We start from the raw sequence: 13,298 nt of genomic DNA on the forward strand, positions 1-13,298 counted from the left end.
AAAACGTTTTGACGGGTTGTTCTGGAGTATTAACAGGTAGATTTGCAATTGTCTCTTATTATTAGTATTATTGTACAATCGTGTGTGAAGTATTGAATAGTAAATCTTTAACGCCATTGTCATGAATCTGCATAACTTGAGAACGGTTGCTTGTTATAATTCGAAGTTGTTGTTACGGAGTTGGTTGTTTCGTTTTTTTTTCTTCCTGATGTTTTGTATCATCATCGTGTACCACGTGGTTTCCCAAAGTGATTTATTCCCTCCTTATAATTCGGGGTTGATTACGTTATCTTCTTTTATCCCGTTCATGAATGCTTACTGGTTCACGATTTTACAGACAATCCCGCTTTGTTTCTTGGCGGGGATGCTTCTGGTGAAGGAGAAGAAGATTGATTCGATGGATGCGATTTACTATCGTCCGGAGAGTAATGCGGAATATGTTTTGGGGATATTGTGGGGAATTATTCCCGTGTTTATGTGCATGGCCGCGATTTCCATGTGTTTCGGGCTAGTGATTCATCTTTTTGCATCAAAGGCCCCGTTTGATTTCTGGCTTTACCTGTTTTACTGGGTAACGTTGGTTTTCCCGGCTTTGGTTTTTATGGCGGGGTTTTCTTTTTTCATTCATTGTTGGGTACGTAACCGGGCATTTAGTATCTTGATTCTTTTGATTTTTACGGCCTTAATCGTTTTTGGGATGGATGATTTCCAGCATGGACTTTTTGACCCGTTGGGAGTGACGTTGCCGGGTGCGTTTTCCAAGGTCACGGGGCATCCGGATATGACGGGTTATTTGTTGCAGCGTTGTTGTTGGTTACTCCTGGGGTTTGGCTTTATGGGACTGGCGATACTGTTTTTCAAACGTCTGTCCAATCATCCGATTAACCGGGTGCGAGTTATGGGGAGTGTGATGGCTTTGATGGCAGTGGGTGTGTTGTTCGGGATATTTGCTTATTTGCGGCAAGCGGAAAAGGATTATAGGCGGGGAATATACGCGGAGATGTATGATAAATATGCGGATGCACCCAAGGGGAGCATCGTCCGGCAGGATATTGACGTGCGGCAGGAAGGGACTCGCTTGGTGGCGGAGAGTCGTTTCGTGTTGCGAAATAGTACTTCCGAGGCGTTGTCGGAGGTGATTCTATATTTGAACCCGAAATTAGATATTGTTTCTGTTCAGGATCAGGAGGGTAATTTGACTTTCGAGCGGGAACATCAGGTGATAAGGGTACGGAAGGACGTTTCTCCGGGACAGGAAGTAGAGCTACGGATCAGGTATGAAGGGGGAATTGATCCGCAGATTTGTTATCTGGATGTACCCGATCCCGTGTTGTATAGTACTGCGTTTCATCGTTATTCCAGTTGTCGTTACGGGAAGGATTTCGTGTTGTTGCGAGACGATTACACGTTGTTGATTCCTGAGTGTTTATGGTATCCGGTGGCGTTGCCTCCCGTGAATCCAAAGGTTTCTTATGATATTCCGAAAGATTTCACGATGTACACTCTACATGTATCCGGTGTCGGGGATAAGAAAGTGATTTCTCAGGGGAAACGAGAAGAGACGGGAGATGAGGTGACTTATCGCGGGGAATATCCTTTGCATGGGATTTCGCTTTACATGGGGGAATTTGATCGTCGGGCGATCACAGTAGACTCGACGACCTATGAACTCTACCTGTTTAAAGGGCATGATAAATTGCTCTACGGGTTGGACATTCTCCGGGATACGTTGCCTTCTTTGCTCCGGGATACGAAGGAGCAATTGGAGTTTGAGATGGGGAGAAGTTACCCGTATTCTCAATTTATCTTGGCGGAGGTCCCGATTTCGTTTGTTAGTTTTTACCGGAATGAAAGGGGAAGTTCCGAATGTGTTCAGCCCGGTCTGGTTTTCGTGCCGGAGCGGGGGATGGGTTACTGGCGGGATGTCATGGAGGCTGTAAAATATAAAGGGGTGCCTGCGGAGTTTCGAGATCGGGTCATGCAAGAACCGCTAGAAGCCCGGTGCGCTCAAATGGTCGGATCATTTTTCAGGTCTTTTTTGACGGGAGACCGGAAGTATGATTTCGGGAGTATGGATATATTGCGTGGTTTCTTCCCGGTGTTATCCCGGAATTTCTCGTTTTCGGATGTTGATCAGATTAATAGCCCGTATAACGTGTCTTCCATGTTTTTGAATTACACGGTTTCTTTCCGTTCGCGGGACTACCCTGTGATGGGGGCCGTGTTGAATTCTATGTTGAGAAAACAGTTCAGGAGGTTTCAGCATGAGGTGGATAAGAAGGTGGTGAACTATTTTGATGGGCATAGTCTTAAGGATGCATTTTACGATCGGTCGTTGAAGGCTGCCTTTTTTACAGATTTGTTGGAAGTGAAGTCCGAGGAGATGTTGAGGTTGTTGTCGATAAATGGGGGAACTATAAACGAGATGCTTGATTTTATCCGGGGGTACGTGAATGAGCATGATTTTAAACAAGTCGATTTTAATGATTTTAACCAGAAGTTCAACGAACGTTTCGGGCAGAATTGGGAGGATTACATACCTGACTGGTACACGAGGGATCAATTGCCAACATTCTGGGTTGATGATTTCAAGGTTGAAGTTATCGGGGAGGGGCCGATGGATGGTGTCAGTATCGAGAAGCTGTTAGCGAATCGCAAGGAAGGAGAAACGTTGGTTATTCCCGGAATGACGCCCTCTCCCGTGTGTGTGAAGGTGAAAGTCTTCAATAACAGCAATGTCGAAGGAATGGTTTCAATTGTTTTTGAGGAGGTAAGCCATGAACTTACGGGGAAGACGTGGAATCGGATAATGAGTTCTTATTCTATTAAGAGTTACCTGATTCCGGCTAATAGCGGAAAGGAGATCGTGACGGTTAGCGATAACGCTCCGAGTTCAACCGTTTTGGCAACCAATTTGTCGCGTCATTTACCTAATATCGTGGTGGGGCGGGGTATGTTCGAAAAGAAGTTCACGCGGGATACCGTTCGGCGTGTTCTGAATATTGATAAATCATCTTTTTTGCCCGGAGAGGGGGAAATTATTGTGGATAATGAAGATGAAGGATTTAAATTGAGTGGCGGGTCCGATAAGTCTTTCGTGCGTACTCTTTTTAACAAGGCGGTGAAAGACAAATATTACGAGGGTTCGAGAATGGTGTCCGTGAAGCAAGGAAGCAAGGTGGAGCCGGGACTTTATATCGAAAACATGGCTTACGGTTTGGGAATACGTAGTGCGGCATTCATGGACGAGGGGAGTGGGGCACGCATGGAATGGCAAACGCGGATAGACCGGGAGGGCGAGTACGATGTTTACGTGTACGTTCCGTCCCCTGTTCACGTGTATCGGGAAAAGAGAGAGAATAAAGGCGGGGGAAGAGGATTTGGGATGTCAGTCAGTTCAAGTTTTTCGGTTAGCTTTGGTGGCTCCGGGAATGGACCAGAAATAAAACAATATTACACGATCACGAATGCCGGGAAGGAGTATGAAGTTGTTGGAAATGTGGCTACTCCCGGGGAGTGGGTGCTTCTGGGAACATACCGTTTTTCTCCCGGGGAGTGCAAAGTGACGCTCTCGGATCGGGGGGAATCGGAACAATTACTTTTTGGTGATGCGGTGAAGTGGGTCTACGTGGGAAAAAAATAATTGAAACTTTTGCACCGTCTTTTGAGTATATATACTCGATTTAAAAAGTTTATATATATGGATAAGACAGTGTTTTCGGTATTGAAGTGGGCTTCTGTTTCGGGAGTTTTGCTAGTCGCTATGTCTTGCCGGAGGACTACTCCGGGTTTGGAGATTGCGCAACTGGTGAAGACGGCAGAGGTACAGAAGTATGATGGGGAGTGTAGCACGACCTATCCCGGGAAGATCAAAGCGGCTTCAGATGTGCAGTTGGCTTTCCGAGTGGCGGGACCGATCTTGCGTTTTAACGCTGAAGTGGGGGAGTATGTGAAGCAAGGAAAAGTGTTGGCGGAGATTGATCCGAGAGATTATAAATTACAGTACGAGGCGACGAAGGCGGAGTACACGCAGGTGACGGACGAGGCAAACCGGATCATCGAGTTGTATCAGCGGAAGAGTGTTCCGGTGAATGACTACGATAAGGCGGTGGCGGCTAAACAACGGATCGCCGCATTATATCACGCTCACCTGAACGCGCTGAATGATACGAAATTGAAGGCCCCGTTTGATGGGTATGTCCAGAAGAAATTCTTTGACGCTCACGAGATCGTGAACACGGGGATCCCCGTCTTGTCGATGATTAATAATGATTACTACGAGGTAAATATTGATATCCCTTCCAGTGATTTTATCCGCCGGGAGAGTTTTAAGGAGTTTTATTGCGAGGCCGATGTTTTTCCGGGCGTGAAGATTCCTTTGGAATTGTTGGACGTGACGCAACAGGCTAATTATAATCAGCTTTTCAGGATTCGTTTCCGGATGAAGCCGGAAGGGCAATTGAATCTGGCTGCCGGGATGAGTGTTAGCGTGACCATTCGTTTCGCCCCGGGACAGGAGGGGCTGGCCGTCGTTCCGATCTCTTCTTTGTTCCAGAAAGAGGATCAATCTTACGTTTGGGTATACGATGCGGAACAGGAAACGGTGAAAATGAATCCTGTTAAGGTCGTTGAGTTGGATAAGGACGGGCAGGTGATCGTGGAGGCGGATTTGTCTTCGGGTACGAGGATTGTTGCCGCGGGAGTGAACGGTTTGAAGGAGGGGCAGAAAGTACGTTTGTTACCCCCGGTTTCTTCTTCTAACGTGGGGAAGTTACTCTGAAAGATATAATTGAAACTAAATTAACCTGCAACTTGCAACCTGATAACTTGCAACGTTGCAAAGCAACAATATACAATGAATTTCACGGAATATGCATTAAAGAATAAGGCTTTTGTCTACTTCTTTGTTTTCGTTCTGGTTGTAGGGGGGATATACTCGTTTTTCACGATGAGTAAGTTGGAGGATCCGGCGATTACGGTGAAGCAGGCCATGGTGGTGACGGCCTATCCGGGAGCTTCTGCCTATCAGGTGGAGTTGGAAGTGACGGATGTATTGGAGAAGGCGATTCGTTCGATGGGAGACTTGGATCATGTCTCCTCTATTTCGGAAGATGACGTGTCGGAGATTATGGTAGAATTGAGTAGTACGGTTCCGTTGGCGGAGTTACAGCAGAAGTGGGATATTTTGCGGCGGAAAGTGATGGGAGTACAGGCTCAGCTACCGGATGGTGCCCAAACCTCCATTGTTATGGATGATTTCGGTGACGTGTACGGTATGTTTTATGCCATGACGTCAGACGGTTTTGATTATCAGGAAATGTCGGATTACGCCGAGCTGGTTCGCCGTTCGGTTCTGGACATCGACGGGGTGAGCAGCGTGGATATTTACGGGGAACGACAATCCTGTATCAACGTGGAGTTTCTGGAGGATAAGATGGCCAACATGGGCGTGCATCCGGCAGAGATTATCATGACGTTGAACGGGCAGAACAAGACGGTTTATTCCGGTTATTTCGATAGCGGGGAGAAGCGGGTTCGGGTCAACGTGAACGGTGCTTACAAGGCGATCGAGGATATTCGCAACTTGTTGATCAAGGGGCACGAGCAGGATCAGATTCGCCTCTCGGATGTGGCACGGGTCACGAAAGGATACGTGAAGCCCGAACGTGAAGGCTTGCTATATGATACATTGCCCGCTATCGCTATCTCGATCGCAATGGAGGAAGGGGGGAATATTCTTCAACTCGGGAAGAAGGTCGATGCCAAGATTGCCGAGTTGAAGGAAGAGATCATCCCGGCGGGGATTGATTTCCAGAAAGTCTTTTTCCAGCCGACACGCGTGAAGAGCGCCATAAATGTTTTCATGGTCAACCTGATCGAATCGGTGGTGATCGTGATTCTCGTGGTGATGCTCTTCATGGGATTCCGCAGCGGGTATATTATCGGGGCGGGGCTGGTGATTGTCGTGCTGGGTTCGTTACTGGTTTTGTACATGATGCACGGTACGTTGCAGCGGGTATCCTTGGCCTCGTTTATCGTGGCGATGGGGATGCTGGTGGATAACGCGATCGTGATCACGGACGGGATTCTCGTGGACTTGAAGAAAGGAATACCGAAGCCTGCCGCCTTGGTGAATATCACGAAGAAGACGGCTTGGCCTCTCTTGGGTGCCACGACGATCGGTATCCTGACGTTCCTGCCAATCTTCCTGTCTCCCGACACCACGGGCGAGTACGTGCGGGACTTGTTTATCGTTCTGGCCGTGTCGCTGTGGTTGAGTTGGATTCTGGCCTTGGCTTACGTGCCGATACAGGCGGATCGGGGGTTGCGGGTGAAGCCGGGAGAAGTGGAAGACGAGACGAAGATGTACGGTACGCGGGTTTACCGGGCTTTCCGGGGTACGTTGAAATTCTCCGTGCGCTATCGGGTGTGGGTCATCGGCGGGATCGTGCTGTTACTGGCGGTCAGCGTTTACCTGTTCCGGTTCGTGCAACAGGGTTTCTTCCCGGATTTAAGTTATAACCAGTTGTACATGGAGTATAAGATGCCTTACGGGACCAATCCCCAGACGGTGAAGCGAGACCTGGCCTCGATCGAGAGCTATCTCATGAGTCGCCCGGAGATCACGGCCGTAACCACGAGTCTGGGAGGCACGCCTTCCCGTTATAATTTGGTGCGCACGGTGGCGGAACCCTCGTTAAGTTACGGGGAGTTGATCGTGGATTTCACGTCGCCCGAGGCGTTGGAGGCGAATATTGACTCGTTGCAGGTTTACTTGTCGGAGCATTACCCGGAGGCGTACGTGCGGTTGAAGCAATACAACCTGATGTACATGGATTATCCGGTGCAGTTTATGATTTCCGGCCCGGACCCTGCCGTGTTGAAACGCTTGTGCGGGGAGGTCGTGGATTTGATGAAAGCGGATTCCACGACGATGTTGGTGACGGATAACTGGGGGCCGATGACTCCCGTGCTGAACGTGGATTATTACCAGCCGATAGCGCGGGTGGCCAATCTTTCCCGCGAGGATGTGGGACTGGCTTTGCTGGCGACGACGGACGGGCTGCCCGTGGGATCGTATTACGAGGGAGAACATGATTTACCGATATATATCAAGAGTATGGGGAAAGACGGGGCAAGCCCGGGGAGATTGAACAATGTCCCGGTGTGGAGTCTCGTGCCTTCCTCGAATATGTTGAATCTGGAGACGGTGAAGGAGTTGATGGCAGGGATGATCTCGACTGAGGAGGTAATGACGGCCGTCGTTGGATCGACTCCCTTGAACCAGGCAACGAACGGGATTACCACCTCGTGGGAGGTTCCCGTGGTGCGGCGTTATAATGGGCAGCGGTCTATCTCGGCTCAATGTAATAATGCCCCGGGCTACACGGCGAATGACGTGCGGAACAGTTTGTTGCCCAAGATTGCGCAGTTGAATATCCCGCCCGGGTATACTACCGAGTGGCAGGGAGAATACCTGGCCAGCACGCAGTCTAAGCAGTATTTGTTCAAGAATGTCCCGTTGGGAATCGTGCTGGTGTTGGCAATACTGATCGCACTGTTCAAGGATTTCAAGAAGCCGTTGATGATCATTCTCTGTTTGCCGCTGGCTATTATCGGGGTGGTGTTGGGAATGCTACTTGCGGGAAAAGAGTTCGGGTTCGTGGCGATCGTGGGGGCCTTGGGACTGGTCGGTATGATGATCAAAAACGGAGTTGTACTGGTGGACGAGGTGGATATACAGATTCGATCGGGGAAAGACCGTTTCCTGGCACTTCTGGATGCGTCGTCTTCTCGTTTGCGCCCGGTCTTCCTGGCGTCCATGACGACGATTCTGGGAATGATTCCCTTGGTTAACGATGATATGTTTGGGGCTTTGGCCGTGACAATCATGGGAGGATTGTTTGTCGGGACGGTGATTACGCTGGTTATTCTGCCTGTGTTCTATTCGTTGTTCTTTAAAATCAAAGCGGGGTAATTTCGCTTTTGGCGAGTTACGGTTAATGCCTGCGGGAACCACTGACGTTATCAACTTATTTCATTCTAAATTATTCTATTATGCGCTTTTATATATTGTCGATTTTGTTGTTATTCGCCTTCTATCCTTCACGGGGCCAGCAACGTTTGGATTTGAAACGTTGCCGGGAGATGGCGTTGGAATATAGCAAGCAGATGGCCATTGCCGGGAAGCAAAAGGAGAAGGCCGTGTGGACGAAGAAGGAGTACGGGGCGAATTATTTCCCGAAGTTGTCGGCCTCCGGTTTTTACCTGTATCACCAAAAGAAGCAGGAGTACAAGCTGGATGGGGGATATTTGCCTACTTACGTACCGGGTGCGAATGGGAGTTTGCAGCCTAACGTGGTCATGGGTGCCGACGGGAAACCGGTGGTGGGTACGGACGGGAAGCCCGTGTTTCACGAGTACGCCTATTTGCCGGATATCCCGATCTCACTTTCGCTGCGGGGAGCGTACATGGCATCGGTACAGTTGCAACAACCCTTGTTCATGGGTGGGAAGATCCGGGCGGCACACCAAGCTGCCAAGTTCGGGGAAGAGCTTGCCGATGAGAATATCCGTTTGAATCGTTCGGAAGTCCTTGTCGAGTTGGAACAGGCTTACTGGCAATGCGTGCGGGTGGGGGAATTGGTGACGGTTGCCCGCAAATACAAGTCGGTGGTAAATGAGTTGGTGAAGAACCTGGAAGATGCGCAACAGGCGGGCATGGCTCCCGTGAATGACGTGTTGAAGGCACAGGTGAAATATAACGAGGCTTTGTTGCAGGAACAGCAAGCAGAGCACGGGCATAAATTGGCACAAATGAATCTTTGTCGCCTGGTGGGACTGGACTTGAATACCGCCTTGGAGTTGACGGATTCCTTGTCGGCGACGGTGTCACCCGCGACATTGGCTTTGCCGGACGAACTGGGGCAACGTCCAGATTATAACATGCTGGAGAAACAAGTGGAGATGAAGCGCAAGGAGGTGAACGTGACTCGGGCCGATTTCTTGCCGCAGGTGGGAGTTTCTGCGGGTTACGGTTACGGGGGCGGAATCAAGTTGAACGGGGACGATTCGAGGGCCGGTTCGTTCAGCGCGATGGCTTCCGTGGAGATCCCGATCTTTAACTGGGGAGAGGGACGTAATAAAGTCCGTATCGCAAAGGCCGAGGAGGAGATGAGCCGGCTGAACAAGGAGAAGCTGGGCGAGATGATGCGCTTGGAGATTGCCGGGAATCGCTTCAAGCTTACGGACGCCCAGACGAGGGTAGGTTTGACCGAATCTGCGCTGAAGCAGGCGGAGGAGAACCTGAAAGTGTCCCGAGACCAGTACGAGGTCGGGATGGAGAACCTGACGAACTTGTTGGAGGCCCAAGCGCAATGGCAACAGGCGTGGAGCGATTGGGTGGATGCCAAGGCTTCGTTGAAATTGTCCGAGACGGAGTATCTGAAGGCGATCGGGAAACTGGAGTGATTTTAGATTACAAACTCCCTCCCCGAAGGCCGGGGGAGTTTATTTTCAACTTTTTAATATTCAATTGCTTTATGAAAAAGGTATTATTCATGTTATTGGGGGTGTTGGTAGCCGGGATTGTATCGGCGGAAGTGAAGAAAATCAAGGGAACGGGGTATCTCGTGGTGCATGATCGTCCGGCCGAGCAGCCGTTTACCCGAGTGTCCGTGCAACAGTCGATCACGTTGTACGTGGGGCAGGGCAAGACGGAAGGAATCACGGTGGAGGCCGATGATAATATCGCTCCTTACATAAAGACGGAGATCAAGAACGGGCAGTTGAACGTGTACCTCGATCCGGAGGTCATCATCCGGGGCTACACGGCGATGAACGTGTCGGTATCCGTGCCCGTGCTCGCGGGTGTAAACGTGGCGGCGGCCGGGCGACTGGAAGGGACTTCGCCGTTTAACGTGAAGAAATTGGATATCGTGGCTTCCGGGGCGGGGATCGTGAAGTTGGACGTGAAAGGGGGTGAGGTTGACGTGGAGGCTTCCGGGGCCGCACGACTGGAACTGAAAGGGACTGCGGATCGGTTGGAACTGGATATGTCTACCGCCTCAACCTTGAAAGCGTGGGAGTTGCACGTGACGGACTGTGAGGCCGAGGTCAGCGGGGCTGCCAAGGCCGAGGTTAACGTTTCGGGTAAGCTGGAGGCCGAGATTTCCTCGGCGGGTATTTTGATCTACGACGGCAACCCGCGGATTGACAAGCGAGACGTGACGGGAAGGGGAACGTTGGTAAAAAGGAGATAAAATTCCTCCCGTTTCAGACCGTTTTTTATATCTTTACATCGAGGGTCGGGTTGTTTACACGCAGCTCGTGAAGATAAAAACTGTAACCGGATGAATAAACGTGATCGCTTGATAGGGTTGTTGTTGATATTGTCGTTACTTTTCTTTCAATATCTGTGGCTGCTCTTTTATGTCTTGTTGTTTGTCGTGCTGGGAATCTTGATTTTTGACACGCGGTATGATCGGTACGCCTTGGTCATGATGGTCTTGGTCCTGCTCTTGTACGTCGGCATCAAGTTCATGTTTTACGAGACGTATCTCGTGCCTTCGAAATCCATGTTGCCCGTGTTAAACAATAACGTGACCGTTCGGGGCGAGAAATGGCGGTACGGCGGGATTTATCTTTCGGCGATAAAGGAGTGGCCCCTGGTGACGATATTCACCCGTTCGAGCCAATACCGGACGGGTAAGTTCGCAGCCGCGGATCGGGTGAAGATGATCGGTTTCTGGAAACCCGTGAGGAATGATATCCTCGTCTATTACGCTCCCCGTGATTCATCTTGTATCCATATTGACCGTTGTGTCGGTTTGCCGGGCGATGTTGTCTCCGTGCGGGAAGGTCGGGCGATTGTCAACGGGGTGCCGCGGGAAGAGGATCGGGCGTTGAAATTGCGTTACATGGCTTATTTTTCTGATTTCCTGGCGTTCCGAAAGGTGTGCAAGGAGTTGGGCTTGTTCCTGAATTCGGATGATTATTCGGTTTCGGAAGACGCCGTTTACTTGGCTCTTGATCAACCCACGCTGGATAGCCTGCGTCGACATAACGTGACCGATAGTCTTGTTTTTCGCCAGCGCGGGGAGGCCCGGCGGGAAGTCTTTCTTGCCGGGGAATGTGACTGGAACTTTCAGGATTGGGGGCCCTACAAGTTACCTTACAAGGGAATGCGGGTTGAATTGACTCCCCGGAACCGGAAATTATACGGTGCTATTCTCCGGGGCCCGGAACGAGTGAAGAACCCCGACTCGTTGACTTCCTATGTTTTCGAGAAGGATTATTATTTCATGCTGGGAGATAACCGGGGAAATGCCCTCGATTCCCGTTTTCTCGGGCCTATCCCTTCTTGCTGTATCGAGGCTCGGGTGTTACTATCGAGTCCATAAGGTCCATAAAGTCCGTAAAGTCCATAAAGTCTATAAGGTCCTAGACCCTGCGAGCGCTTTGTCTACGGCAGCTAATGCTGCCGTTAAATCCTGTCGAAGGACACCCGTGACTTTACGGACTTTATGGATCTTATGGGCTCTTTAACTACTCTTCCGTCCCGAATATTAATACCGATCTGGCTTGCACGAACGGGGGGATGACACGCTGTAATTTTCTTTCCTCGCTGCTGCTCCTGCTCATCCTGTTCGGGGTAGCTACGGGCTTCCGGGAAATTAATTGAAGCGTGGCGGCCAGTAGGGGTTCTTTGGGGTCTCCCAGTTGATACTGGTGATGGAATTGTTCCTGCATGAGATACGTGGGTACGAGTCCCCCCATCACGGATTCGTTCCGGCTGTTGGTGTATTCCGTGGAGATCAGCATGATGTTCCACCCTTGTAAATCTTTTTCTTCGGGTGTGTAGATAATTCCACCCATGTTTTTGCCCATGGTGACATCGCCGACCATATTTACTTCCATGTAGGGCGACAGGGCGCTGATTAGCATTTCGGCGGCTGATGCGGTGACTTTGCTGGTAATAACCCAGAGGCGTTTCAAGTTCAGCCGGGAAGTTGCGGGGACGGTCTTGTCGAAACGTTCTTCCAGTTTCGCAGGATCGTCGGCGTATTTTTGCTGGTAAACCTTGTTCCAGTTTTTATGTACGAGTAATTCCTCGTTGTTCACGAACTCCTCGGGGGCAATGAGAGAGCATAACTGCTTCACGGCGAAGATATAACCTCCCTGGTTGTAGCGCAAGTCGAGGATAAACTCGTCGATCTTTCCCGTTTTCAATTCCTGGAAAGCGTGGTTCAGTTGTGTCAAGGACGAGGGGCCCCTGTACACGAAATCCGTGTAAATCATGTAACCCACGTTCTTGTCTTCCCACGGGATTAGCCCGTAATCGAGGACCGGATCGACGACATATGATTGGGCCGTTAACTCTTTCGTCTCGTACGGTTCGGATTGCTCGTCAGCGGACAATCCGATGGATAGTTTGCCGGCGTAATACAAGTCCGTGTAATTTTCAGTGGTGATTCTCTCCCCGTTCATGTGGGTAATCAGGTCCCCCCGTTTGAGTTCGGCTTTTGCCGCGGGGGAATTCGGGTAAACGAAGTTGATATCGGCGAATATGTACCCGTCTTTTTCCCAGAATGTGAGGTTGTAACCGAAACCGTTGTCGTAACCGGAGGCATCGGCGATCTCTCCCAGCCCGCTGGATCTCGTGATACGTGACCAGATGTCACCGCCATATTTCATGGTTGCGAAATACTCTTCCGGGTTACTGTCCGGGTCAATGTTTTTGTCCTTGACCTCCTCGGCCCAGAAGTATTGGTCGGTCATTCTATCCTTCGTGAAGGTATTAATCCGGGCATAGTTGTACGGTCCGGGGGACGGTCTTGTCCCCGTTGAATCCTCGCAACTTTGTAGGAATCCTGCTAAGATGAAGAGAGAGAATAGTTTGTACATAAGTCTATGTATTATATTAAATCACAATATTACGAATTTTTTATGGATTTCCATGCATGGTGGCACGAGAAAGTTTTCGGGGTGAATTGCATATTTATCCATATTTTACCCCTCTGTCTTCGCTCCTCCTCCGGTCTGGGTGGTGCAAGTTCTCGTCGACTTCTCGTGAAGTTCTCGTGTTAGGGTCGAGAAGTTGTTGAGGGTTTTTCGTGAAGAAATGGAGGGTTACGAGGAGGTGAAGGAGGGCTGGATGGGTTGTTGCGTGCTGGTAAATAGTGCGTTGGTTGTCTTGCCCCCGGCCCGAGAACGGGAGATCGTGAAATTATTTCAAGAAAAATGGGAAAATATTTGTTTTAACCGTGTAATTGTGCATATATTTGCAAAGTGAATAA

8 protein-coding genes are annotated in these 13,298 nt (G+C 49.9%); 7 read left to right on the plus strand and 1 reads right to left on the minus strand.

The window, feature by feature from the left end; translation table 11 throughout:
- The first annotated feature begins 121 nt into the window (after positions 1-121).
- The 6 genes from DWW52_RS12150 to lepB all read left to right on the plus strand — a co-directional run bounded on the left by DWW52_RS12150 (position 122) and on the right by lepB (position 11,402).
- A complete protein-coding gene (locus tag DWW52_RS12150) occupies positions 122-3,643 on the plus strand; it encodes a hypothetical protein (RefSeq protein ID WP_118715786.1) in 3,522 nt (1,173 codons plus the stop codon).
- A gap of 57 nt (positions 3,644-3,700) precedes the next feature.
- Positions 3,701-4,780: an efflux RND transporter periplasmic adaptor subunit gene (locus tag DWW52_RS12155; protein ID WP_118715787.1), complete on the plus strand. Its 1,080-nt coding sequence runs from the start codon at positions 3,701-3,703 to the stop codon at positions 4,778-4,780.
- Between the two features lie 75 nt (positions 4,781-4,855).
- Entirely contained in the window at positions 4,856-7,978 is a 3,123-nt protein-coding gene (locus tag DWW52_RS12160; RefSeq protein ID WP_118715788.1) for an efflux RND transporter permease subunit, read from the plus strand.
- Between the two features lie 80 nt (positions 7,979-8,058).
- Entirely contained in the window at positions 8,059-9,471 is a 1,413-nt protein-coding gene (locus tag DWW52_RS12165; RefSeq protein WP_118715789.1) for a TolC family protein, read from the plus strand.
- Positions 9,472-9,542: 71 nt separating this feature from the next.
- Positions 9,543-10,262, plus strand: a complete 720-nt coding sequence (locus DWW52_RS12170) for a head GIN domain-containing protein (protein ID WP_158582581.1) — start codon at positions 9,543-9,545, stop codon at positions 10,260-10,262.
- A 90-nt stretch (positions 10,263-10,352) separates the two neighbouring features.
- Positions 10,353-11,402 carry a signal peptidase I gene (gene lepB, locus DWW52_RS12175; protein WP_118715791.1) on the plus strand — a complete coding sequence of 350 codons (1,050 nt, stop codon included), beginning with the start codon at positions 10,353-10,355 and terminating at the stop codon, positions 11,400-11,402.
- A gap of 145 nt (positions 11,403-11,547) precedes the next feature.
- Here lepB and DWW52_RS12180 read toward each other — a convergent pair whose 3' ends face one another.
- Positions 11,548-12,906, minus strand: a complete 1,359-nt coding sequence (locus tag DWW52_RS12180) for a S41 family peptidase (protein WP_118715792.1) — start codon at positions 12,904-12,906, stop codon at positions 11,548-11,550.
- Between the two features lie 217 nt (positions 12,907-13,123).
- Between DWW52_RS12180 and DWW52_RS21005 the strand changes: the two genes are divergently transcribed.
- On the plus strand, positions 13,124-13,294 hold the full coding sequence (locus tag DWW52_RS21005) for a hypothetical protein (RefSeq protein ID WP_158582582.1): 171 nt from the start codon (positions 13,124-13,126) through the stop codon (positions 13,292-13,294).
- Positions 13,295-13,298: the final 4 nt, after the last annotated feature.

Origin of the sequence: Odoribacter sp. AF15-53 (assembly GCF_003479425.1) — a bacterium.
Classification (GTDB): Bacteria; Bacteroidota; Bacteroidia; order Bacteroidales; family Marinifilaceae; genus Butyricimonas.

Excerpts from the sequence above, each read along its gene's own strand:
- DWW52_RS12150 (WP_118715786.1), top strand. The coding sequence starts at position 122 with ATGAATCTGCATAACTTGAGAACGGTTGCTTGTTATAATTCGAAGTTG.
- DWW52_RS12170 (WP_158582581.1), top strand. The coding sequence starts at position 9,543 with ATGAAAAAGGTATTATTCATGTTATTGGGGGTGTTGGTAGCCGGGATT.
- DWW52_RS12180 (WP_118715792.1), bottom strand. The coding sequence starts at position 12,906 with ATGTACAAACTATTCTCTCTCTTCATCTTAGCAGGATTCCTACAAAGT.
- DWW52_RS12160 (WP_118715788.1), top strand. The coding sequence starts at position 4,856 with ATGAATTTCACGGAATATGCATTAAAGAATAAGGCTTTTGTCTACTTC.
- DWW52_RS21005 (WP_158582582.1), top strand. The coding sequence starts at position 13,124 with ATGGAGGGTTACGAGGAGGTGAAGGAGGGCTGGATGGGTTGTTGCGTG.
- DWW52_RS12155 (WP_118715787.1), top strand. The coding sequence starts at position 3,701 with ATGGATAAGACAGTGTTTTCGGTATTGAAGTGGGCTTCTGTTTCGGGA.
- lepB (WP_118715791.1), top strand. The coding sequence starts at position 10,353 with ATGAATAAACGTGATCGCTTGATAGGGTTGTTGTTGATATTGTCGTTA.
- DWW52_RS12165 (WP_118715789.1), top strand. The coding sequence starts at position 8,059 with ATGCGCTTTTATATATTGTCGATTTTGTTGTTATTCGCCTTCTATCCT.